This window comes from Thalassobius sp. Cn5-15 (assembly GCF_022347685.1).
Taxonomy (GTDB): domain Bacteria; phylum Pseudomonadota; class Alphaproteobacteria; order Rhodobacterales; family Rhodobacteraceae; genus Thalassobius.
Genome location: NZ_JAKRGF010000005.1, coordinates 189,363 through 212,487 on the forward strand (window position 1 = coordinate 189,363; position 23,125 = coordinate 212,487).

The following is a 23,125-nucleotide window of genomic DNA, read 5'->3' on the forward strand; positions in this document are numbered from 1 at the left end:
CGATGAATATCTTTCCGACCCGTGGATTGGTTGAAGCCCAGCAGAAAAGCAATCCGTCCAATGGGGCCCGCGCTGGTAGTACTGCTATGGCCAGTAGGAAGCCGATCATTGCTGTTGCGTAGTGCAGCGCGATAAATTGAGCGTCCGACCAATGCGCAGTCTGTAAAAATAGTTCAGTTATATGAGGCATCCAAACTTGTAGAGTTTTGTTTCTCTATTGCTATTGGGTGTTGTGGATAAATTAGCCGGTGGCACGGGTGACAAAAGAAAACGCGCCCGACTGGGGCGCGTTTAGGGATTTGTGGAATGTGGCGCAGACTCACACCGCCACCTTTTCCTCCAGTAAACCGGCCAGACGTTTTACATCCAGCGGCTTCGGCAGGACGGCGGTGGCGCCGACGTCTTCGAACCGTTTGATATCATCGCCCACAACCGCAGCAGTCAGGCCGACGACGGGGATATTGAAGCCTTCATCCTTCATCGCCTGCACCAGTTCATCACCCGACATTTCCGGCATGAACAGGTCAGTGATCAGCAGATCCGGTGGGTTCTCCCGCACCTTTTCCAGCGCTTTGCGGCCGTTTTCGGCGTGTTCGATACTGCCAAAGATCCGGTCCAGCTGTTTGGACGTCACCTGTGCGACCAGCGCGTTGTCTTCGGCCAGGACCACGCGCAACTCGCTCAGCTTTTTGCTCTCAACGGGGCCGCCTTTGGGTTTATGGGCCTGAATGTCCTGCTGGCTGGCGGGTTTGTCGGCCAGATCCAGACGGTAGCCTGCGCCGCCTTCGGGTGCCTCGAAATATTGCAGCGCGCCACCCAGCAACTCAATCGCCTGTTTCGCGATATAGAGGCCGAGGCCCGACCCCTCTGCCTGATTGCGGGCATCGGCAGAGCCACGTTCAAAGGGTTGGAACAGACGTTCGATTTCGGACTGTGGAATGCCGACGCCATCATCGGTGACCGACCAGAAGGCGGTGCCGCTGGTAGGGTTCGGCGGCAGACCAGTCATCGAGGGCTGATAGCAGATGCGGATTTCGGTGCCTTCTGAGTGAATGATTGCGTTGCGCACCAAATTGCCGAGGATCTGTTTCAAACGGTTGCTGTCGCCCATCATCGGGCGGACTGAGTCCGGACCCAGATCCAGAGAAATGCGGATCGACTTGCCCTTGGCCAGCATCTGATAGGTGTTGCGCACCCGTTCGGCCACATCTGCAGGCACGTAAGGTTTGATTGACAGCGGCTGGTTCTTTTCGGGGTTCACCGCCTGACGCATGTCATCCAGCACGCTCAGGAGTTGCGTTGACGCCTCACGCATCTGTGGCACCACATCCTGAGAGTTATGGCCATTCTCCAACTCGTCGATCAGCATCGACAGGACAGAGGCAGGGGTGCGGATTTCGTGGCTGACGATGGAAAACAGTTGTTTCTGTTTGTCCTGACGCAGGGACAGTTCGTTCAGGGCATTGGTCAGGGCGCGTTCCTGTAGGTGCTCTTCGGTCACTTCGACCATCAGACCATAGACCACACGCTCGTTGCGCACGGTGGTTTCGGCCCACAAGTGCAGGCGCATCACACGGTTGTCACCGCTGTCCAGCTGATCGGCCAGACGCAACAACAGGGTGATCGAGGCGTGGCTGTCACTTTCGATTGCGTGACGCAGCAGGTATTGTTCGTCCGCGCGGAAGCGGCTGATCAGATCGTCCAGCCCTGCCTCTGCAGGCAGGCCCACCAGACGTTGACCGGCGGGGTCCAGTCGCATGGTGTCAGTGGGGACATTCACCGTAAAGAGGCCAACACCGGCGAAACCGCGCACTGTCGACAGACGACGGATCGAGGCAACACGCTGTTCACGTTCATGGCGCCCGCGGCCACGCAGGGCAAGGATCAGCATGATCAGCACCATCATTCCCAACGCGTAGCTGCGTAACAGCGCCTCAAGCGGGGTGCTGAGAACCTTGTCGTTGAGATAATGACCGGTGAGGCCCGCAAAGACCGTGAGGCCCAGCAGGACCACGATTGGCGCCGCGCTGACGGGCAATGCCAGCGCCAGCAGCGCGCCCATTGCCGCCGCATCCAGCGCCTCATAGCCGCCGAAACCCATGTTGTGCAGAACCACAAGACCCGGGAAAATCAGAATGAAGGGCAGCGACACCCGCAGCTCTTCACCCTTGGGGGTTTGTTGCATGGCGATCAGCATCATCGCGCAGACCGTGGCGGCACGTATATTGCGCATCATTGCAAATTCAAAAAACTGTGCGTCAAAGCCCAGCACGCTCAGCTCTGCAGGGCTGAGGGTCGACATGAACAGCGAAATGAGAGAGATCGCGCCATAGATGACGACGAGGAAGGCCGCGAATGTGGCGCCTGCCACGAGCAGGTCTGCTTCAAACGGTTGCATCTGATGGGCTGTGCGCCGGTAAAGTGTACGCACGATCCAGCCGATAATGCCGCCCGCGATCAGGTTCACCATCAACAGGAAGAACACCAGCCGGAACGACACTTCAGGCACCATCAACCATGTCAGACCGTCGCCCACAGGCATCATGAAGGGCACGAAGAACAGTGCGATTTGTGCCGCAATCGGCACCCAAAGCATATTGCGCGGATAGATCAGAATACCGACTATGATGCAGAACAGCGAGATGGCAGGACTAAGCGCCACAGCAAAGCTATGGTCTGCCTTCACCGCACCACCGTAGGACAGGAACGCGGTCCAAACAAACGCGCCCAAGAGATAGAGCATCGTATTGCGCACCGGATTGCGGCGCAGCGCCTCTGTGATGTGCTGAATCCGCGATACTTCGAAGTCCCGGAACACAAACCCCTGATCTGTGCTGGACTGATCTGCGGTCTTGTCGTCTTCGTCTACGACAAGGCGTCTCAGGGTATCATGACGTCGCATCACTCTCGTCCACTTACCAAGGGTTGAACCATCGGGAATTCGGCCTCCCGTAACAAAATCTGGTAGGTCGTATCGGCTAAAACGACACTCCCTGCTATATATTCACGGACTTTTGGCCAAGAGTTAAAGCCCGATTTGGTAAAACCAATCCCAAAGTATGTATCCCTTGGCCGAAAGAGATGGGGGTAGAATTGACACCGCGGCGGGAATTGGCATTTGGCTTCTGTTAGGGTTGGTGTTTGGCGCGGCAACTCTGCTTTCGCTTGTAGGGCAGAATGTGGCGGCGACTCACCCTGTTGTTGCAGCTTTGCGGCCACAAGCGCGGCGGCGAAAAGGGATTGTCAGAGGCTTGGGCGCGGTCTACGGCTAAGAGATGAAAACAGATCTGACCTTACGACAACACCTGCGCAACATTGCGACGCTGGGTCTGCCGCTGATCGGCAGCCATGTGGCACAATTTTCCATCAATATGACCGATACGCTCATGCTGGGCTGGTACAACGTTGAAGTGTTGGCAGCGCAAGTGATTGCCAGCACTGCGTTTTTTGTTCTGTTCATCCTTGGGGCCGGTTTTGCAGGTGCCGTGATGCCAATGGTGGCAGAGGCCGAAGCAGCAGGCGAAGATACGCAGGTTCGTCGGGTGACGCGGATGGCGATCTGGGCATCTGCTTTCTACTCGATTGCCGCACTGCCAGTGATGCTGTTTTCCGAACCAATCCTGCTGATGGCAGGGCAAACACCAGAGGTGGCGCGTCTGTCGCAGGAGTATCTGGTGATCAACGGCTGGTCGATCCTGCCGGCGCTGCTGGTGATGGTGTTCAAATCCTACCTCTCGGCGCTGGAACGGGCCGGTATCGTGCTATGGGTCACGCTTGCGGCGGTGGCTATTAACGTGGTGGTCAACTATGCGCTGATATTTGGCAACTGGGGTTTACCTGAAATGGGCATTCAGGGCGCGGCGGTTGCGTCGCTGGTTGTGAATGTGGCCTCGATGGCGCTGCTCGCGGTTTATCTGCATGTCGTCACCGCAGAGCATGAGATTTTCGCCCGCTTCTGGCGTGCTGACTGGGAGGCGTTTCGCGCCGTGACACGGTTGGGTTGGCCGATGGGGCTAACCAGCCTGGCAGAGGTGGGGTTGTTTGCTGCCGCTTCGCTGATGATGGGTTGGCTGGGCACATTGCCGCTGGCCGCACACGGTATTGCGCTGCAGATCACCGCGCTGACCTTTATGGTGCACCTTGGCCTTAGCAACGCGGCAACAGTGCGGGCAGGTCGCGCAGTCGGGCGGCGGAATCTGGGTGATCTGCGCCTTGGTGCACATTTGATCACTGCGATTTCGGCAACTTTTGCGGCGCTGACACTGCTGGCGTTTTTGCTGTTTCCGGAACCGCTGATTGCGCTGTTCCTGTCGCCGGAGGATCCGCAACGGGATGCAGTGATCGCGCTGGGCGTGCCGCTCCTGGCGGCGGCCGGGCTGTTTCAATTTGCCGATGCTGCGCAGGCGATGGCGCTGGGCATGCTGCGCGGTGTGCAGGACACGCGGGTGCCGATGATCATCGCGGCGATTTCTTACTGGGGGATCGGGGTGCCGGTCAGCTATGTGATGGGGTTCCATCTGGGCTGGGACGGCGTTGGCGTCTGGTCTGGTCTTGCCGTCGGGCTGGCATGCGCAGGCGTGCTGTTGATGGCGCGGTTCTGGGGGCCGGTGATGCGCAGCACAGACGCACGCATTGTCGGTTGAGAGACGTTCTAAAGCAAATGAAAGGCGATGGCACTGGCGCCGATGATCGGTATGGGCCGTACTTTGCCCAGTTGATCGTTGGCCGCACCATGCGTCTGAAGAAAGGTATTGATGCGGTCACCCAACGGCCAGCAAGGCGCCGCGTCGCGCGCGCCTGTCGTCATGACCACGCCGTTAGCAGCGAACGCCGTGTGATATGCCAGCTGCACCTCTGACCCGCTGGCCGCAACTGCCCGCCCGCGTTTCAACAAGGGATGATAGGCAGGATAATCTGTTCCAATAGCGCAGGATCTAACAGTGCACAGATTTCGGCACCATCCCACCGCATGCGGAATGCAACCTAGGCCCGCTGTTGTCGCAGAGGCAAGAATGTGCGTTGGCACAGGCGGATCAATTGCCTGCAGCCGCAGCGCTGGACGAGCAAAGAAGCCGCCAGCTGCGGCGCTTACTTCCCCTTAGATTTCAGAAGCCTGTCCGCCTTCTTACGCACCAGAACCGACCGCAGGTCGTGCATGGTCAGCAATAGCTGATCTGTCACCGCCTCCAGTTGCTCATCGCTGGCGCGCGACTGTGCCCAATGGGTGGTTAGGTTCAAATGGTCCACCGTGCGCAGGATGTCGTCGATATCCCGCTCGGCCAACAGCGCGCGGCGATCATCCATCCAGTGGCGGATGGCGGTCATGTCGTCATCCGTCAGCTTGCGATCGCCATGGGATTTGATCTCGCCGTTCTTGATGTTGACGTTGGCGATCTGGTCCAGCTCAATCCGGCGCTGCCGGTTTTCGGTATCCACACGGAACACAAAGGCGCCGTTTTCGCGCACCCGGAAGTAATATTCTGGCAGGTCAACGGACATGAGATTGCTCTTTCAATGTTCCAAAAATACTTAAATATCCCCGCTCCACGGTATCGCAGAACGGGGAAGGGACTTAGCTGAGCTTGGCGCAGAAGGCTTGAATGCGACTGCAGGCCTCTTGCAGCAATTCGTCAGAGGTCGCGTAGCTGATGCGGAAGTTCGGCGACAGGCCAAAGGCCGCGCCAAAGACCACCGCAACACCGCAGTCATTCAGCAGTTCAGTCGCGAAGACCTCATCACTGCTGATTTCTACACCTTCAGGGGTCTTCTTGCCGATCAGACCCGCGATGGAGGGGTAGACGTAGAACGCGCCATCCGGCACCGGACAGGTGATGCCTTCAATCGCACTCAGCATATCGACCACCAGATTGCGGCGGCGCACGAACATCTCATTATTCGGTGCCAGAAAATCCTGCGGACCGTTCAGTGCGGCAACTGCAGCCTTCTGGCTGACCGAACAGGGGTTTGAGGTGGATTGCGACTGAACCTTGCGGATCGCGGCGATGAGCGGCTCGGGGCCGGCCGCATAGCCAATGCGCCAGCCGGTCATGGCGTAGGCTTTGGACACGCCGTTGACGGTTAGGGTGCGATCATAAAGCTGCGGCTCTACCTCGGCAGGGGTGCAGAACCGAAACCCGTCGTAGGCGAGGTGTTCATACATGTCATCACTCAACACCCAGACATGCGGGTGGCGCAGCAGCACATCGGTCAGCGCCTTTAACTCGTCCCGGCTATAGCCCGCACCTGTGGGGTTCGAGGGGGAATTGAACAGGAACCATTTGGTGTTGCGGGTGATTGCGGCCTCCAGCTGGTCGGGCGTGATCTTGAAATCGTTCTCCAGTTGCGCCTCGATGAACACCGGCGTGCCACCGGCCAAGAGCACCATATCGGGGTAGCTGACCCAGTAGGGGGCAGGGATGATCACCTCATCCTCTTTGTTCAGCGTGGCCATCAGCGCATTATAAAGCACCTGCTTACCACCGGTGCCCACAGTCACCTGTTTTGGCGTGTAATCCAGTCCATTGTCGCGTTTGAATTTGGCGCAGATCGCCGCCTTCAGGTCAGGGATGCCATCCACGGCGGTGTAGCGCGTGTGGCCCTCATTGATCGCGGCAATACCAGCGGCGCGGATATGTTCCGGCGTGTCAAAGTCCGGTTCGCCTGCAGATAGGCCAATAACGTCACGTCCTGCCGCCTTTAGCTCAGCCGCAAGGTTCGATACGGCTATAGTAGGTGACGGTTTCACGCGGGCGAGTGTCTCGGACAGGAAAGACATTTTTTATCCTCAGTGCGACAGTATGGTGGTTGGTGCGACAAGTGGGTGGTTGTTAACTTACAATGTCCTGTCTTAGGTTGTGCGCAATAGCCGATCAAGAGAGCTTCGGCAGAAAGGGAGCCCATGCAAGACAATGAAGGCCAGAATACCACAACAGATTTGAATGCACTGTTGCCAGAGGAGGCTGATATCACTGGGCAGCCGCAGGACTTTGACTGGTACGGACCCGATATGGCCACCTTTGGCGACCGTCTGGCGGCGGCACGCGAACAGGCCTCGATGGAACAAAAAGAGCTGGCGCGCCGTCTGGGTGTCAAGCTGAAGACGCTGCAGGGCTGGGAGTACGACCTGTCTGAGCCGCGGGCGAACAAACTGCGCATGCTGTCGGGACTTCTCAATGTTTCGATCCGCTGGCTGTTGACGGGCGAAGGCGACGGCGTTAGCGAACCCGGTGACCACCATGATATCGACCCCGACGTGGAAGAGGTTCTGGCAGATATTCGTGCGCTGAAACTGCAGATGACTTCCTCTATTGATCGTCTGGGTCGGTTGGAAAAACAGCTGCGGCTGAAATTGAAAGGTTCCTGAGGATCATGTCCGAAACCCGCGAAAATCGCCTGAAACGTTTGCAGATGCGCTCGATGCGGCGTGGCATTAAGGAAATGGATATCATCCTGATGCGTTATGCCGCTGTCCGGTTGGAGGCAATGGATGACGCTGCCCTTGATGCCTATGAGCTGCTGCTGAATGAAAACGATCAGGATCTCTATCAGTGGGTTTCGGGCCAGCAAGAGGCGCCCGCCGATCTGCAGGCGCAGATCGCTGACGTTCGTGCGATTGCCACAGGTCTTTGAACTGAACTGTGATCGGATCTGGTTTCCGATAATAATAACAGATGCCGCGGCGAATGGTTCGCATTTTAGCTAACTAACCGCGGCATTTAACCTATTCTTGGGGAATTCCCGGCAGTCTCTGCCCGACAGATGTCAGATGGAGGCCGCAAATGAGCGTTCACACCCGCCTTGAAAACACCCCACAGCTTGAAACCGGTGATCGCACGGGATTCATCAGCAGTTATCTGGACACATTGGCCCTAGTGGAACGGCTGCACCGCCTGCTGCTGGATGTGATCAAGGACGAATTTGAACGCGTGGGTGTTTTGGAAATCAACGCTGTTCAGGCGCTTTTGCTGTTCAACATCGGCGACCATGAGGTAACGGCGGGGGAGTTGAAAACGCGTGGTTACTATCAGGGCAGTAACGTCAGCTACAATTTGAAAAAATTGGTGGAGGCGGGCTATATGCACCACCAGCGCTGCGCCATCGATCGCCGGTCCGTGCGAGTGCGCCTGACGGACAAAGGGCGCGACATCCGCAATCTGATCGCCGCCCTGTTTGAACGTCACGCGGACGGGCTGCAGGCAAAGGGGGTGCTCGGTCCTGACGGGATTGTTGAAATCACCAGCGCGCTGCGGCGGGTCGAACGCTATTGGACCGATCAAATCCGCTACATCTATTGAAAACGCCGCCCGTTTCGGGGCGGCGGTTCTGTCACGCGATTGCTTCGTTTACCAACGTCCGGTGTTTTCCATGCTGGCCCAAGGCTCTGCCGGTTCCAGCCGATCCCCAGCCTGCAACAACTCGATCGAGATATTGTCGGGCGAGCGGACAAAGGCCATGTGCCCGTCACGGGGTGGGCGGTTGATGGTGACGCCATTGTCCATCAGGTGTTGGCACATCTCGTAGATATTACCGACCTCGTAGGCCAGATGGCCAAAATGACGGCTGTCATCGGGGAGCGCATCATCGCCATCCCAGTTGTAGGTCAGCTCAATCGGGCAGTCTTCTTGCCCCTCAGCGGCCATAAAGATCAGTGTGAAGCGGCCGCCTTCATGGTCGTAACGGCGGATTTCTTTGAGACCCAGAAGGGAATAGAAAGCCTGGCTTTTTTCCAGGTCCTTCACCCGGACCATGGTGTGCAGATATTTCAGGGCCATGTCTTGTTCTCTCCTGTTGGTATGGATCTGCGGGTTTGCCTCAATCCATAGCGATTTTATGTATCAGAAACTGGACCGCACCCCAAGTGACAGGGTGGTTTCGCGGGTTTCAAACCGGCTGACATTTGATGTGGTGCGTCGGCTGCGCAGGGTAACAGTAGGGGCAAATCCAGCGTAGTCAAATTGGGTAAACGTTGCCTCCAGTTGACCGAAAACTGTTTCATCGCGCCGCCCCCCCGGAACAATGAAACCTGCGCTATAGGCGTCATAGCGCTGTTTGCTGCCACCCAGCGTCACCACCGGCGTCAGGTCAGACATCACCGGAAGCGCTGACACATCCGGTGCCCACGCAATTTGGGCGATCACCTGTTTGCGGTCAGCGTTGATATTGTCGCTCCGCTCGCGCTTTAGGGTCAGGCCAAACTGCCAGTTGCCCCAGTCTTCGCTGTGCCGTGACAAGTGCGACGATAGGGTGATGCCGTTCACATCTGGGCGGTTGTCGGAATAACTCAACCGTTCCAACTGGCTGCCAAGGCGCAAGCGCCCCAGCGCTCCGAGTGTTGCGCTGCGTGACACGTTCAGCCGGGTGGAGCGTTGAAAGCGCTCACCGCCCGACCAGCTCTGTCCTAGGGCAAAGCCATAGCGCCACTGCGCCGTGGCTGTCTGGCGCAGTTGGGCGAGTGACACCTCGCCGTAATCAAACGCCAGATCACTGTTGCTGACCGTTGGTGCTAAATCGCGGGCCTCATCCGACAGGTGAACGCGGCGACCATAATAGCGTAGCCCGATGCGGGTTTGACTGGTCTTGGACCCCATCAAGCGATAGCCGAGTGTCAGATCTGCAACCCCCGCCACACCGGACAGCGCCTGCGCCGAACCGCTGAGGATACCGGCCACCGGAACACCGTCGATCAGGGAATAGCGGCTGTCGGCCCCGTTGTTGAGGTTATCACTGGGGGCTACAGAAACGTTCAGGCCGAACTGCCATGGCGAGATGTTGCGCAGGATCTGATAGTCGCGGGCGACCGCCGCACGCAGCTTTGGATCGGGCAGATACTGCAGGGACCGGCGCAGCCACAGTTTGGCGGACATAGGGCGTTGGTTTTCGACCGCCAGTCGCGCAGCAAGCTGTGCGGCGTGGAAATGATCCACTTCTGTGACGGCATGGCGATAGGCGAGCCGTGCGGCGCGGCGTCCCTTGGCGGGTTGTCCCATTTGCTGGAAGGCCCTCGCCAGCATAAAATGCGCCGTACCATCGGCACCGTCACGTTGCAAAAGACCCTGTGCCAATGACGCCGCCAATTGCGGGTTGCCGCTCTGCAGTGCGTGTTGTGCCACCTGTCGTGCTTCTTGCGGCGATAGGCGCAACTCCTCTGCCAAGGCCGCGCGCGGCATCAGGGCGGTGCAGATAAGCGCCGCAGCAAGTGACCGTTTCAGGGTATATTTGCGCACAGACTCACAGGCCGGAACAGGCGGCCGCCGCCCCGGGGGCACCGCAGCGTGTCAGGACGAAAACGCCGAATTCCTGTTCTCCCTCGATGGTGCCGGTCGGTCCGTCGAACTGTTCCAGAAACACCGTACCCGCCACAGATGTGGCCTGATTGCCGCCGAAAATTCCGCCAAAGTGGCCGATGGGCGTGTTTGTCTGTGTCTCAAATTCAGCAGTGCCGGTGAAGGTGCCATCCTCAGCGATCACGCCATCGGTCAGCAGGATATCGTTGGCTGCCAGTTGGGCGTTAATCCCGCGGGTGTCATCCACCAGCTGCCGGTTGGAGATCTGCCCATCAACACCGCCGTTGGCGAAATCCGCATTCAGCAGGATGATGCCGGTGATCCGGTCTGCCTGTGCCGGTCGGCCCAGATTGCTGGGAATGCCAGAGGCATCCAGCAGTTGGTCGCCTCGCCCGTCGATGTTGGTTACGCCGGCATAGGTCCCGAAATATTGCGCCTCACCCTGACTGTTATCAGTGTAGGGGGAATAGATGTTCGATCCCTGACGACTGTAATAACTGCCACCGTAGTAGCGGCCGTTGTTGCCGCCATCGATGACAGCGCCGGCGATGACGCGGTTGTCATTGCTTTCGGCAAAGAGCGCGGTGAAATGGCGGTCCGCTGGCGTCGATTGTTGCATGTAAACTTCGTAACCCGGGACGGTCGAGTCCAGATCGGCCCGGCGCGTGTAGGTCACGCTGGAGTCGTTGCCGTGGATGCCGTTGATCGACAGGATCAATTCCTCATCGATCGGATCATAATTGACCGCGCGGACGCTGCCTGCCACCTCTTCGTATGCGGGGTTTTCGACCGACCCGACGTCGCTGACGCCGCTGGGGTCGGCACTGCAAGCCGCGAGCGCAAGCGGCAACACAAAAGGCGTTGTGAAACGGAGCATCTGCTAAATCCTCAAATATCTCGGCTCTTTTGGCCGTTTCTGCCAGAGTCCAGTTGATCCGGCGAAAAGTCAACGAAAGATGCAAGGCAGGTGCCAAAACATCGCAAGTTTATCGGTAGCTTCTGCGCAGATATGAGCGTGTAAATCGTGCAGCCACTAGATATAGTGGGCGCGACTCGTAGATTAGGTGCCTTGGAGGACAAAATGCCCATCACCCCGGAACAACAGGCTGAAATCGACGCGCAGCGCGCGACGCCGCGCCAGACCCTGCGCGCTGTCTCTGAGGGGATGGAGGCGCATCTTTATCAGGCCTATCCGGTGCTGGATCACGGTTTTGTCCGCGTGATTGATTATATGGGCGATGACAGCGCGATCTGTCAGGCGGCCCGTGTGTCCTATGGCAAGGGCACTAAGTCGGTGCAAAACGACGAAGGCTTGATCCGGTATCTGATGCGCCACTGGCATTCGACCCCGTTTGAGATGTGCGAGTTGAAGCTGCACGTGAAGCTGCCGGTTTTTGTGGCCCGTCAATGGATTCGCCACCGTACTGCGAATGTGAACGAATATTCCGCGCGATATTCCATTCTGGATCGCGAGTTTTACATCCCGCAGCCGGAACAGCTTGCCGCGCAGTCGGTGATCAACAATCAGGGCCGTGGCGAGGCGCTGACCGGTGCCGAGGCAGAGCGTGTGCTGGAAATCCTCAAAGGTGATGCGGCACGCAGCTACGATCACTATGAAGAGATGATTTCTGACGACGGCAAGCAGGGGCTGGCGCGGGAACTGGCGCGGATGAACCTGCCAGCCAATATCTATACACAGTGGTACTGGAAGGTGGACCTGCACAACCTGCTGCACTTCCTGCGCCTGCGTGCGGATAGTCATGCGCAATACGAAATCCGCGTTTATGCGGATGAGATCTGCAAGCTGGTCGCCGACTGGGTGCCTTTTGCTTACAAAGCGTTCGCGGATTACCGTATGGGCGGTGCCGCGCTGAGCGCTGGTGCGCTGGACTGCGTGCGCCGAATGCTGAAAGGCGAAGACGTCACCGCCGAAACCAGCGGCATGAGCGCCCGTGAATGGCGTGAATTGCAAGAGGTACTGGAGGGGTAATACCCCTGACCCTTTTGCCCAATCTTTGATTTGGCTGCGCCCGACCCGCCCCACAGGGCGCGCTACGCTTTCTGAGTAATCAGTGGCCTACAACCCACCCTCAACCCCGCGTTTGCATTGACGCGGGGCTTTGCCTGTCCGGCTGAATGCCTCCACCCCGCAGGTGGTGCAGCGGTACTGGGTGAAGCTGGCGTTTTTGGCGCCTTCAGACACCCAATCACAGCTGTTGCCGCGCAGTCGGGGGAGGGGATTGAAACGGGGGGATTTGACGCTCTGGGCACTGCGGGGGATGGTGCGGGGGGGCGACCCGATAACGGTCAGTCCCGGCGCGGATCGCTTGCCCGTCAGTTTCCGAAACATATTCCATATCATTGGGTTAACCCCCGTTCTGTTGGCGTGTCTGTCTATAATATCTTGGCCCTCGCTCCCCTGATTTCAAGGCCGCTCACAGCTTTGGCATACTTGCGCGGATGGCTGTCAGAAAATCGCGAACAATCTTGTTTCAGATCAAAATCCCCCCAAATGAATCACCATAAGCTGATGAAGAACAAGAAGGAGGCTTTGATGCATATTCAGATCAACACCGACCACAATATTCACGGCGACGAACGTCTGGCAGAGGTTTGCGAGGGGCTGGTCAGCGACACACTAAAGCCGATCGCGTCCCGACTGACGCGGGTTGAGGTTCATGTGAAGGATATGCGTGGCCCCAAAGGTGGTGAGGATATCCGCGCCACGGTTGAAGCCCGCCCTGAAGGCATGCGCCCCTATGCGGTACATCATGATGCCAGCGACATCCAGCATGCGGTGAAAGCCGCCAGTAAGAAACTGCGCCAGCGTCTGGAAGGCGAATTTGGTAAGCGTTCGCAGCATCACTAAGCACAATAGGTGATCCGCCATATGGCCCGCAGCAGTGTCTGCGGGCCTTTTTGTTCTGCAATGAGGGGTGATAGCGGGATATTGGTGACAGTATGGAAACAGTAACGTGGTGTTTTAGCCCGTCGGTCAGTTTCCGTTTGGCCTTGCCTTACCTCTTCGGTAGGTTGGGGGTATCTTTACGAAACCATCGCAAACACTGACATTTTCAGGGATCAGACCATGACCAAATTTCGTGTATTTGCCGCCTCGACATTCGCCGCGATGCTGGCACTGCCGATGGGCGCACAGGCCGAACCGCGCGTCTTCGCCTATGAAGGCGTCGCCAATCACTGCCCCGCCGGCCAGCAGCCGGTCAGCATGGATGGTGTGATTTGTTGCGGCGTGCCCAACCAATCGGTCAGCTACCAGGCGATGATGCGCCACGGCGCCACCCGCAGCTACAGCCGCGCCAAGCCGATGGTAAAATCGGCATCCTATGCCAGCGACACTATTTGTCCTGAGGGACAGAAAGGTTGCTACAGCAACTGATCCCTCTCTATAGAGATGTGAGCAAGGGTGACGTAAAACGTCACCCTTTTTTATTACAAGAGGCTGAGGCTGCCCGCCATTTGGCGCCCATCGCGTCCATCGATCAGCTCAAAGCTGACCTTCTGTTCGTCAGCCAGTCCGGTAAGACCGGAACGTTCTACTGCTGAAATATGTACAAAAATGTCTTTGCCGCCATCATCAGGTGCGATGAAGCCGTAACCTTTGGTGGTGTTAAACCATTTCACGGTGCCTGTTGGCATGTTCCGTGTCTCCTTCTATCCGTTCCTCCCCGCGAATTGCGGGTCCATTTCACATCGGCAGGAAGGGATTCCAAACTTTTAAAAACTTTTATACTTAAGATCAGGGATCCATCGTGCCTAAGCTACGCCTTGGATGATTGCACCACTGCTGTAAAAATCAAGCAAAACAGGGCACAAACTGTGGTTTATACTGGAATTGCTCGCGTCTCAGCGGGTTTTAAGGGGAAAAAATGAAGATTTACGGGCTGAAAAACTGCGATACCTGCCGCAAGGCGGCCAAAGCTCTGCCTATGGCTGAACTGGTGGATATTCGATCTCATCCTATGGATGATCAGATTCGCGCCGCTGCGTTTGAGGTTTTTGGCACGGCTTTATTGAACACACGTTCCACGACCTGGCGCGGGCTGGATGAGGTGGCGCGCGCTCAGCCGCCGTTGGATCTGTTGACAGAGCACGCAGCGCTGATGAAACGGCCGCTGATCGTGACGGATACGGGTGACATGTACCTTGGCTGGGGCAAGGACACGCAGGCGGCGCTGGGCGTTTAAGTCTGTTTGAATAAGAAGAAGGGCGGGTCCATTGACCCGCCCTTTCTTTTTGTCGTGCGCTGAGTGTGATCAGTGCTGTGTAATCGGTTCCGGCGCGCCTGCCTTGCCGCTGAGGATACGATCCAGCGACAGCGGTCCCGCGCCCTTGATTACCAGCGTCAGAAGCAGCAGGAACCAGAACCCGCGTTGGTCCAGAATGACGCCATCGGGCAGACGGTCGAACCATTTGCCGAGTGTTTCAATATGTTCGATGCCGCCATGGCCATAAAGATCGGTCAGTGATTGAACCGCGACGAAGCCGATCATGCCAACGGCGGCCAGGCGGGTGAACAGGCCCAGCACGATCAGGAGCGGCAGGATAAATTCGGCATAGGTGCCCGCCATGACAACCGCCCAGTGGAAAACACCAAACTGCGAAACATCGTAGCCCGCGGCCTCAAACGCCTTGGGAAAGATCTGCGCATAGGCGCCGGTGGAGGGGCTGAACAGGCCAAAGAAACCATCGCCCAGCTTGGTGGTGGCCGAGGCCCAGAAATATCCCAAAAGTGTCGCCGCGAACAGGAAGCGGCCAAAAGTGGACAGCAGCCAGTCCTGTCGGTTCAGGCCATTGGCGATGCTTGCGTAGATGCTTAGCAAGGCGTTCATTGTTTATCCTCTATTTTAATGTCTGTCAGGGCCTTGGTCGCCAGCAGCGTGCCCAGAAGTGTTCCTAGATCGGCAGTGGGGTGCATTGTGCTTGCCTCTGCCAGTGTTTTGTTGCGCATCAGCTCTGCCAGAAGGTCCGCCTGTTCCGCTGGTAGCGGGGTCAGGATCGGGTCAAACTCGGGCCGGGTGACCAGTGTGGGCTGGGCCACACCGGGTGGGTTTTCAGCCGTTTCACCCAGTGCTTTGGCGCGGATAGCATGGATAGGCCATTCGGTCAGCACCACTTGCGTCGCGGGGGCAAAGGCCAGCCGCGCATTATACAGCTGTTCTGGCGCAAGCGCGGCCAGTTTGTCTGCGGCCAGTTCCGGCGCATCCTCTGCGTGATAGCTTTGACGCATGGCGTATTCCAGCCGCGCGACATCACGCAGATAGCCCAGTTTTGCCAGCGCCGGCACATTGGAAATATAGCGCGGAAAGCCCCCGCCATAAAGCATCATCAAAGGCGACGACGGCGGATTGGCACGCAGGTATCCCGTTGCAATAGCGGTAAAGTTCTGTTCGCCCAGCAGGCGCGCAGTTGCGGGAAATCCAGCCTCTAGTGCTTCGCGCAGGGAAACGGTGACGTTGTTGCGGTAGACATCAAACCGTTTGCCCGCTGGCCGGCCAGCGGAATCCGACAGACCCTCAGGGCGGTCGGCAGTGGGATCCAGAAGGGCGTCGTTGAAGGCGGTCAAGCTCATGCGGTCACCTTCGCGCGGGCGTTCAGTTTGCTCAATGCGATATCGGCGCGGCGCGCTTCCTCCGCCAGAACGGGCCATTCGGGAACGTCTGTGTCCCATTCGATCAACGTGGGCAGCGGGCCGGAGCGTTCCAGCACATAATCCAGCAGCGTCCAGACGGGATCGGCAACCTCGCGCCCGTGGCTGTCTATCAGCAGCGGCGCGCCATGGTCATCCTCGTCCTCATCATGACCGCCAAGGTGAATTTCTCCCACTTTGTCCAGATCAAACGCATCGACATAGGCGTAGGGGCTATAGTTCAGGTTTGTGGCCGACACAAAGATGTTGTTCACATCCAGCAGCAGGCCGCAGCCAGTGCGCTTGCTGACCTCAGACAGAAAATCAGGTTCTGCATAGGTGGAGTCATCAAAGGCCAGATAGGAGGATGGGTTTTCCAAGAGCATCCGACGGCCGATGGTGTCCTGTAGCTGATCGATATGGTCACAGACCCGTTTCAGCGTCACCTCAGTGTAAGGGAGCGGCAACAGGTCGTTCATAAAGGCGCTTTCATGGGTGGACCACGCCAGGTGTTCAGAGAAGCTGGCCGGGTTCAGCCAGTCACACAGGTGTTTCAGGCGCGACAGGTGATCGGGGTCAAGCGCATCCTCACCGCCGATGGAGAGGCCAACGCCGTGCACAGAAATGGGGAAGTGCCCGGACAGCTGTTTTAGCTGCGCGATGGGGCGGCCACCGGCGCCCATGTAGTTTTCTGCGTGAATCTCCAACCAGCCGACAGGCGCGGGATTCGCGACCAGATCACTGTAATGCTGCGGCTTGTAGCCGACACCGGGCAGGGCGGGCAGGTGGTTGGTTTGATCATACATGCGTCAGCTCCGTTCGCTGGTCTTGCGCAGCGGCGGGGCGGCTCCGCAGGTGGTCGAAAACAACAGATACCCCTGATTAAAAACAACGTTGGGGTAGTTTAACACAGAACTCTTAATAAAACGCCCCACCCTTTAGGATGCCCAATGCTTGGACAGGGTGGGGTTAACAGGGGGCGCATCGCCCCCTGTCTGGTCATAAAAGTCCGCGGCTTATGCCGGCAGGTCACGCTCCAGCGCTTCCAGCGAACCTTTACGGGCTTTGCCATCTGCCATTGCGGGCAGTTCGATGTCCATGCAGGAGCCAGCGTCAACCAGAGTCCAGGCGTTGCCTTGGTAGTCAACGGTCGAGGTGCCTGCGCAGGTGGTGCCAGGGCCGGCTGCACAGTCGTTTTTGCCTGCCAGCGATACGCCGTAGCACTTCTCTTTTTCCATCGCGTGGGCGACGGTGGAGGTGGTTGCGGTCAGGGCTGCTGCAACTGCGCCAGCGACGGCCAGGGTCTTGATGGTTTTATCGGACATTACTCTCTTCCCTTACTAGGTTTGTAACTCAGGTCATCCTGATGTGGTGACACCGAAACCCTAGCCTGAGCCTCTTCTGACAAGCTACTCACGAGGCCGTGCATCACGGCGGCGTGAGGTGTCGTGAGGAATCGCCCCCTAAAATGGGAAATTTTTGCAATGAAAAAGGCCCGCAGCGGGGATTCCGCTACGGACCGTAAGATTCCGGTACTGAAAATGTTACAGAAGGTCCGGTGGAGTCGCCTCTTTCGTGAGCTGTGTAACGATCTCGTCCAAGGTCTGGACCTTGGTTTGTTTCTCTCCAAGGCGGCGGGTCGATACGGTGCGCTCTTCAATCTCTTTCATGCCACAGGCCAGAATGACCGGCACTTTGCCCAGCGAGTGTTCGCGGACTTTATAATTAATCTTCTCGTTGCGCAGGTCTGCTTCGGCCCGCACGCCAGCGGCGCGCAGTGCTTCGACGACCTCCAGGCAGTAATCATCCGCATCCGACACAATCGCCGCTACAACCACCTGACGCGGCGCCAGCCAGAACGGCAGCTTGCCTGCGTGCTCTTCGATAAGAATGCCGATGAAGCGTTCAAACGATCCCAGACAGGCGCGGTGCAGCATGACGGGACGGTGTTTGTCACCGTCTGCCCCGATAAAGCTGGCCTCCAGCCGTTCGGGCAGGTTGGCGTCTACTTGTAGCGTGCCACACTGCCAGTTCCGGCCGATGGCGTCGGTCAAGGTGAATTCCAGTTTCGGACCATAGAAGGCGCCTTCACCTTCCAGAATCTCGAAGTCATAGCCAGCGGCCTTGCAGGCGTCCCCCAGCGCAGCCTCCATGTTGTCCCAGGTTTCATCCGACCCGATCCGCTTTTCGGGCCGCGTTGACAGTTTGATGGTCCAGTTGTGGAAGCCGAGGTCGGCGTAGACCTTGGACAGGAAGGCGATGAATTTCGCGGTTTCAGATGTGATCTGATCCTCTGCACAGAAGATGTGGCCATCATCCTGCGTAAATCCACGCACCCGCATGATCCCATGCAGCGCGCCCGAGGGTTCATAACGGGCACAAGAGCCAAATTCCGCCATGCGCAGCGGCAGGTCGCGGTAGGATTTCAGACCTTGGTTAAACACCTGAACGTGGCAGGGGCAGTTCATCGGCTTCAGCGCATTCACAGCCTTTTCGCGGGCATGATCCTCATCCACCTCAACGATGAACATGTTTTCCTGATACTTGTCCCAGTGGCCGGATTTTTCCCACAGCTTGCGGTCAACGACCTGCGGGGTGTTCACCTCGACATAGCCATCCTTGTCCTGCATGCGGCGCATGTAGTCTTGCAGCGTGGTGTAGATACGCCAGCCGTTCGGGTGCCAGAAAACCTGACCGGGCGCCTCTTCCTGCATGTGGAACAGGCCCATTTCCTTGCCCAGTTTGCGGTGGTCGCGTTTTGCGGCCTCTTCCAGCATGGTCATATGGGCCTTCAGATCCTTGCGGTTCTTGAACGCGACGCCATAAATTCGCTGCAGCATCGGGCGGTCGCTGTCACCCAGCCAGTAGGCGCCAGCCACATGGGTCAGTTTAAACCCATCCGCTGGTACCTGACCGGTGTTTTGCAGGTGCGGGCCACGGCACAGATCCTGCCAGTCGCCATGCCAGTACATGCGCAGGTCTTCGCCTTCGGGGATGCGGTTGATCAGCTCGACTTTGAAGGGCTCGTTGCTGTCTTCATAGTGCTTGATCGCGCGGGCACGCTCCCAAACTTCGGTTTTAACCTCGTCGCGGGCGTTGATGATGTCTTTCATCCGCGCCTCAATGGTGCCGAGGTCTTCGGGTGTGAACGGCTCTTCACGGTCGAAATCATAAAACCAGCCGTGATCACGCACCGGGCCGATGGTCACTTTGACGTCGGGCCAGATGTCCTGCACGGCACGGGCCATGATGTGGGCCAGATCGTGGCGGATCAGCTCCAGCGCTTGTTCATCGTCCTGCAGGGTGTGGATGGCGATTTGTGCGTCCTCTTGGATCGGCCATTGCAGATCCCAATGCGCACCGTTCACGGTGGCGGAAATCGCCTTTTTACCCAGCGATTTAGAGATGTCGGCTGCGACTTCGGCGGCGGTTACGCCTGCCTCATAGGAACGTGCATTGCCATCGGGGAAAGTAAGAGAGACTTGAGCCATATAGTCGGCCTCCTCGTCAGTTTGGCGCCCACGGAACGCCCGGTTGCGGGTTATGTGTGTGCCCCCTTTTGATCCCGCGCGCGGGCCAAGTCAAGCGAGGTGCAGCGATTGCATATAGAAAAGCCCCACCTGTGATGGGCGGGGCTGTTTCATCGCGGGTTTCGCGGGGCTTAGGCCGCGCTGCTGTGAGCGAACTCCCAGTAAAGCGCGCGTGCCCGCAGGCTGATCGGGCCAATGCCCAATTCGCGGTCGTCGAGTTTTGAGACGGGCATCACCTTGGCGATGTTGCCGGTTGCAAAAATCTCATCCGCAGCGCGGAAGTCGTCCACCGTAAGGGTGGTTTCCTGCACCTCGATCCCATCCGCGCGCAGCAGGCCGATTACCCGCTGGCGGGTCAGACCGTTGAGGAAACAGCCGGTGGGCGCAGGGGTGAACACCACGCCATCGCGGACCAGAAACACATTGGTCGATGCGGTTTCCGCGACATTGCCGTCGATATCCAACGACAGCGCGTTGGAAAATCCACGCGCACGGGCATAGGCCATAATGCGGGCGTTGTTGGCGTAAAGCGAACCGGCCTTTGCCTCTGTCAGGGCCATGTCTTGACGCGGGCGACGATAGGGGGCAACGGTCAGTGAAAAGCCCTCAGTCCCCGGCATCGCCATTTCCTCAATGCAGATGGCAAAGGCGCTGCTGGCAGGATCCAGATCAATCACACCCGCACCGCTTTCGGTCGCCCACATCATAGGGCGGATATAAAGCTGCGCCTGAGGATCCATCTGCGCCACCTTTTCGCGCACCAAAGCGGCCACCTGTTCCCCGGTGGTGCAGGGCGTCATGCCCATCGCTTCAGCCGAGCGGATCAAGCGGGCGCAGTGTAGATCCAGATCGGGCATCACACCCTCAAAGGCTCGGGCGCCATCAAACACCTGACTGCCTAGCCATGAAACATGATCCGCGGCACGAATGATCGGGGTGTTTTCATCCCGCCAGTCACCTTCAAACCACGTGTAAATATTGCCTTTGCCGACTGCCATATTCGCCTCTTTCGGTAGAATTCGCGTGTCATACAGGATCGGAGCGGGAAAACAAAACAGGTTTTCTGCGATGCGATTGGCGCGGGCTGCAGAAAAAACGGTGGAGGCGGGTGTGGTTGCGTTGCCTTCGGCTTTTCCCGCTGATCGGCAGCGGGTAACGTAACGCAAAATTGGAGGCCGCTATGAAATTTCTCGACACTGCTGAAGGGCGTCGCATCGCCTATAACCAAACCGAAGGGCAGGGTCCGACGATCCTGTTCTGTTCAGGGTTAAAGTCCGACATGGAGGGCACCAAGGCCGTGCATCTGGAGGCCTGGGCGCAGGAGCAAGGCTATCCCTTTGTGCGCTTTGATTATTCTGGCCATGGGGTCAGCTCCGGTGCGTTTACGAAGGGCGCGATTGGCGATTGGCATGAGGATACCCTTGCGATCGTCGATCAGGTGATCAATGGCCCTATTATTGTCGTGGGCAGCTCGATGGGGGGCTGGCAGGCACTGCTGCTGGCGAAAGCACGGCCAGAGCGGATTGCGGGCATGGTCACCATCGCTGCCGCACCGGATTTCACCGAAGACGGCTATTGGGCCAGTTTCACCGATGTCCAGAAGGCTGCGCTGGAGGCAGAAGGCCACGTCGCGATACCATCGGATTATGATGAAGACTACATCATCACCAAGCGCCTGATCGAAGAGGGACGCAGTCGACTGGTGCTGCGCGATCCATTGTCACTGCCGTTCCCCGTGCGTTTTCTGCAAGGGACCGAAGATACAGCCGTGTCAACCGCAACTGCGGTGCGTTTGCTGGACCATGCCGAGGGGGACGATCTTCGCCTGACGCTGGTCAAGGGCGCTGATCATAGGTTTTCCGACCCGGAATGTCTGGCATTGATCGCCAAGTCAGTGAAGATCGTGCTGGCGCGCCAGAAGTAATCACCGGCTGCGCCCTGACGACGGCGTTGGGGTGCGTCGGCGCAATGTTCGCTTCCTGAAATGTCTCCTGCTTCATAGGATGGTCAATGGCGTTGGTGCTGGAGATTGATTGTTAAAGGCGACTTACTGCTGTTCGCTTAATATTCTTTTCCTGAAGGAGGTTGAAACAAGATGGAGCAACGGATTTCACTCATTACACTTGGTTGCCGTGATATTGCGGCGCAGACAGCGTTCTATCGGGCGATGGGGTGGTGGCAGGTCGATACACCGGATGGGGTTGTGGCCTTTGATCTTCTGTCACAGGTTTTGGGGCTTTATCCGCTGGCAGCGCTGGCGGCTGATATCGGTGTGGCGGAAGATCAACTGCTGCACGCTGGGCCAGATGCGCCCGGGCCTGCAAAATATGCAGCCGCAACGCTTGGATACAATGCGGGCAATCCCGCTGAGGTGGATCAGGTTATGGCCGCAGCGGCAGAGGCCGGGGCGGCGGTGCTGAAACCTGCAGCGGAGGTGTTCTGGGGCGGTTATCACGGCTATTTCGCTGATCCCGAGGGCACTGTTTGGGAGGTGGCGCATAATCCGTTTTCTCCGCTAGGTCCTAATGGCGCATTTTGTTGGAACGGATTTCACGCGAATGCGACGTAAGGCGCTGTCAGCGCGGAGGCTGAGTAACGGTTAGGATTGACAGTTCGGGCGTTCCGGCACAGGTTTAGGCAAGAGTTGTTACGTGTAACATTGCGATTTCGCGATGAAATTTGTGTGGCGGGGGCCAAATGGTTCAGGAACCGATCGTTTTATTGCCGGGGATGATGTGTGACGCGCGGATGTATGCGCCACAGGTCGCAGTTCTTAGTCGTGTTGCGCCGGTGACTGTTGCACCGATATGTTTGGGCGACACGATTGAGGAGATCGCGCAGGGGCTGCTGGCCCAGTTGCCGCCGCAGTTCGCTTTGGCAGGGCTGTCGATGGGTGGTATCGTCGCCATGGAGATGATGCGCCGCGCCCCAGACAGGATCAGCCGGATCGCCTTGATGGACACAAACGCTTTGGCGGAAACACCACAAAGTGCAACTGTTTATGAACCTTGGATCATTGCCGCGAAATCTGGACGACTGGAGGATGCGCTGCGCGAAATGATGCGTCCTGAATTTTTGGCACAGGGGCCGCAACGGGTCACAGTTTTGAACCAATTCTTTGACATGGCGCGCGATTTTGGACCAGAGGTGTTTGTCCGCCAGTGCCGTGCCTTACAACGTCGTCGCGACCTGCAGTCAGCGCTGCGGCGCTGCAAAGTGCCTGCGATGGTTCTCTGCGGGGCAGAGGATGGGATGACACCGTTGAAACGGCACGAATTTATGGCGCAGTTGATTCCATCTGCTCAGTTGCGCGTTATTGAGGGGGCTGGGCATTTGCCGACTCTGGAACAACCTGAGCAGTTGACGCAGGCTCTTCTGCACTGGCTGCAGCAACCCTATGTGCTGAGCCAGCCTGCGTAAGGTGGCGGGGCGTGGGCGCCAAAAGGGTTGGCGGATCCATTTTCGGTATTGGCGGCGACAGATTGCGCGGCGGGTTCCCCCGGGCGCGCGACTTCTCTTGGGGATCGTGTTGATGTTGTTCGGTCTCGTCGGGTTTCTGCCTGTCGTTGGTTTCTGGATGCTGCCTTTGGGGGCGGCGATTGCGATGATGGATGTGCGGGCGACCAGGCAGTGGATTAAACGCCGCTAATCCGGTTGGTTAAACA

The 23,125-nt window shown here is 57.9% G+C and carries 25 protein-coding genes; 11 read left to right on the forward strand and 14 right to left on the reverse strand.

Translation table 11 applies throughout. The features are described 5' to 3' along the window. Positions 1–319: 319 nt before the first annotated feature. The gene (locus MHM86_RS12665; protein ID WP_239200151.1) at positions 320–2,902 is read right to left on the reverse strand and encodes an ATP-binding protein; all 2,583 of its coding nucleotides are present in this window, start codon (positions 2,900–2,902) and stop codon (positions 320–322) included. A 373-nt stretch (positions 2,903–3,275) separates the two neighbouring features. Between MHM86_RS12665 and MHM86_RS12670 the strand changes: the two genes are divergently transcribed. Beyond that, positions 3,276–4,643, forward strand: coding sequence for an MATE family efflux transporter (locus MHM86_RS12670; RefSeq protein WP_239200153.1), 1,368 nt, complete (start codon positions 3,276–3,278; stop codon positions 4,641–4,643). Between the two features lie 445 nt (positions 4,644–5,088). On the opposite strand, the gene MHM86_RS12675 is transcribed toward MHM86_RS12670, so the two are convergent. Then, positions 5,089–5,499 carry a hypothetical protein gene (locus MHM86_RS12675; protein ID WP_239200156.1) on the reverse strand — a complete coding sequence of 137 codons (411 nt, stop codon included), beginning with the start codon at positions 5,497–5,499 and terminating at the stop codon, positions 5,089–5,091. A 73-nt stretch (positions 5,500–5,572) separates the two neighbouring features. Continuing rightward, on the reverse strand, positions 5,573–6,775 hold the full coding sequence (locus tag MHM86_RS12680; protein WP_239200159.1) for a pyridoxal phosphate-dependent aminotransferase: 1,203 nt from the start codon (positions 6,773–6,775) through the stop codon (positions 5,573–5,575). Between the two features lie 231 nt (positions 6,776–7,006). On the opposite strand from MHM86_RS12680, the gene MHM86_RS12685 reads away from it, so the two are divergent. The 3 genes from MHM86_RS12685 (at position 7,007) to MHM86_RS12695 (ending at position 8,294) form a co-directional block, all read left to right on the forward strand. After that, on the forward strand, positions 7,007–7,363 hold the full coding sequence (locus MHM86_RS12685) for a helix-turn-helix domain-containing protein (RefSeq protein ID WP_239200366.1): 357 nt from the start codon (positions 7,007–7,009) through the stop codon (positions 7,361–7,363). A 5-nt stretch (positions 7,364–7,368) separates the two neighbouring features. After that, positions 7,369–7,629, forward strand: coding sequence for a succinate dehydrogenase assembly factor 2 (locus MHM86_RS12690; protein ID WP_239200162.1), 261 nt, complete (start codon positions 7,369–7,371; stop codon positions 7,627–7,629). Positions 7,630–7,778: 149 nt separating this feature from the next. Beyond that, positions 7,779–8,294 carry a MarR family winged helix-turn-helix transcriptional regulator gene (locus MHM86_RS12695; protein WP_239200165.1) on the forward strand — a complete coding sequence of 172 codons (516 nt, stop codon included), beginning with the start codon at positions 7,779–7,781 and terminating at the stop codon, positions 8,292–8,294. A 48-nt stretch (positions 8,295–8,342) separates the two neighbouring features. Here MHM86_RS12695 and MHM86_RS12700 read toward each other — a convergent pair whose 3' ends face one another. From MHM86_RS12700 to MHM86_RS12710, 3 genes are all read right to left on the reverse strand, one after another. Beyond that, positions 8,343–8,771 carry a VOC family protein gene (locus tag MHM86_RS12700; RefSeq protein ID WP_239200168.1) on the reverse strand — a complete coding sequence of 143 codons (429 nt, stop codon included), beginning with the start codon at positions 8,769–8,771 and terminating at the stop codon, positions 8,343–8,345. A 63-nt stretch (positions 8,772–8,834) separates the two neighbouring features. Continuing rightward, complete coding sequence (locus MHM86_RS17160) at positions 8,835–10,223, reverse strand: surface lipoprotein assembly modifier (protein ID WP_239200171.1); 1,389 nt, start codon at positions 10,221–10,223, stop codon at positions 8,835–8,837. 4 nt (positions 10,224–10,227) lie between these two features. Continuing rightward, positions 10,228–11,160, reverse strand: a complete 933-nt coding sequence (locus tag MHM86_RS12710; protein WP_239200174.1) for a hypothetical protein — start codon at positions 11,158–11,160, stop codon at positions 10,228–10,230. Between the two features lie 204 nt (positions 11,161–11,364). On the opposite strand from MHM86_RS12710, the gene thyX reads away from it, so the two are divergent. Further along, on the forward strand, positions 11,365–12,273 hold the full coding sequence (thyX, locus tag MHM86_RS12715) for an FAD-dependent thymidylate synthase (protein ID WP_239200177.1): 909 nt from the start codon (positions 11,365–11,367) through the stop codon (positions 12,271–12,273). A gap of 87 nt (positions 12,274–12,360) precedes the next feature. On the opposite strand, the gene MHM86_RS12720 is transcribed toward thyX, so the two are convergent. Continuing rightward, the gene (locus MHM86_RS12720) at positions 12,361–12,633 is read right to left on the reverse strand and encodes a hypothetical protein (RefSeq protein ID WP_239200180.1); all 273 of its coding nucleotides are present in this window, start codon (positions 12,631–12,633) and stop codon (positions 12,361–12,363) included. Positions 12,634–12,837: 204 nt separating this feature from the next. Here MHM86_RS12720 and MHM86_RS12725 point away from each other — a divergent pair, with 204 nt between their 5' ends. Together MHM86_RS12725 and MHM86_RS12730 are read left to right on the forward strand one after the other, a co-directional pair. Beyond that, positions 12,838–13,152: an HPF/RaiA family ribosome-associated protein gene (locus MHM86_RS12725; RefSeq protein ID WP_239200183.1), complete on the forward strand. Its 315-nt coding sequence runs from the start codon at positions 12,838–12,840 to the stop codon at positions 13,150–13,152. Between the two features lie 219 nt (positions 13,153–13,371). Next, positions 13,372–13,680 (forward strand): hypothetical protein, encoded by a 309-nt coding sequence (locus MHM86_RS12730; protein ID WP_239200186.1) that lies wholly within the window; start codon positions 13,372–13,374, stop codon positions 13,678–13,680. A 53-nt stretch (positions 13,681–13,733) separates the two neighbouring features. On the opposite strand, the gene MHM86_RS12735 is transcribed toward MHM86_RS12730, so the two are convergent. Next, complete coding sequence (locus tag MHM86_RS12735; RefSeq protein ID WP_239200189.1) at positions 13,734–13,940, reverse strand: cold-shock protein; 207 nt, start codon at positions 13,938–13,940, stop codon at positions 13,734–13,736. 230 nt (positions 13,941–14,170) lie between these two features. Between MHM86_RS12735 and MHM86_RS12740 the strand changes: the two genes are divergently transcribed. Then, on the forward strand, positions 14,171–14,488 hold the full coding sequence (locus MHM86_RS12740; protein WP_239200192.1) for an arsenate reductase family protein: 318 nt from the start codon (positions 14,171–14,173) through the stop codon (positions 14,486–14,488). A 69-nt stretch (positions 14,489–14,557) separates the two neighbouring features. Here MHM86_RS12740 and MHM86_RS12745 read toward each other — a convergent pair whose 3' ends face one another. The 6 genes from MHM86_RS12745 to MHM86_RS12770 form a co-directional block, all read right to left on the reverse strand. Further along, positions 14,558–15,133 (reverse strand): DoxX family protein, encoded by a 576-nt coding sequence (locus MHM86_RS12745; RefSeq protein ID WP_239200195.1) that lies wholly within the window; start codon positions 15,131–15,133, stop codon positions 14,558–14,560. Next, entirely contained in the window at positions 15,130–15,873 is a 744-nt protein-coding gene (locus tag MHM86_RS12750) for a DNA-binding domain-containing protein (protein ID WP_239200198.1), read from the reverse strand. Before MHM86_RS12750 ends, MHM86_RS12745 begins: the two co-directional genes overlap by 4 nt. Further along, positions 15,870–16,736, reverse strand: coding sequence for a DUF692 family multinuclear iron-containing protein (locus MHM86_RS12755; protein ID WP_239200201.1), 867 nt, complete (start codon positions 16,734–16,736; stop codon positions 15,870–15,872). Before MHM86_RS12755 ends, MHM86_RS12750 begins: the two co-directional genes overlap by 4 nt. Positions 16,737–16,946: 210 nt before the next feature. Continuing rightward, a complete protein-coding gene (locus MHM86_RS12760; protein WP_239200204.1) occupies positions 16,947–17,255 on the reverse strand; it encodes a DUF2282 domain-containing protein in 309 nt (102 codons plus the stop codon). A 219-nt stretch (positions 17,256–17,474) separates the two neighbouring features. Further along, entirely contained in the window at positions 17,475–19,421 is a 1,947-nt protein-coding gene (gene thrS / locus MHM86_RS12765; protein WP_239200207.1) for a threonine--tRNA ligase, read from the reverse strand. A gap of 170 nt (positions 19,422–19,591) precedes the next feature. After that, positions 19,592–20,458, reverse strand: coding sequence for a branched-chain amino acid aminotransferase (locus MHM86_RS12770; RefSeq protein WP_239200210.1), 867 nt, complete (start codon positions 20,456–20,458; stop codon positions 19,592–19,594). A 182-nt stretch (positions 20,459–20,640) separates the two neighbouring features. On the opposite strand from MHM86_RS12770, the gene MHM86_RS12775 reads away from it, so the two are divergent. From MHM86_RS12775 to MHM86_RS12785, 3 genes are all read left to right on the forward strand, one after another. Beyond that, complete coding sequence (locus MHM86_RS12775) at positions 20,641–21,384, forward strand: alpha/beta fold hydrolase (protein WP_239200213.1); 744 nt, start codon at positions 20,641–20,643, stop codon at positions 21,382–21,384. 171 nt (positions 21,385–21,555) lie between these two features. Then, complete coding sequence (locus MHM86_RS12780; protein ID WP_239200217.1) at positions 21,556–22,029, forward strand: VOC family protein; 474 nt, start codon at positions 21,556–21,558, stop codon at positions 22,027–22,029. A gap of 128 nt (positions 22,030–22,157) precedes the next feature. After that, positions 22,158–22,880 carry an alpha/beta fold hydrolase gene (locus MHM86_RS12785; RefSeq protein ID WP_239200220.1) on the forward strand — a complete coding sequence of 241 codons (723 nt, stop codon included), beginning with the start codon at positions 22,158–22,160 and terminating at the stop codon, positions 22,878–22,880. Positions 22,881–23,125: the final 245 nt, after the last annotated feature.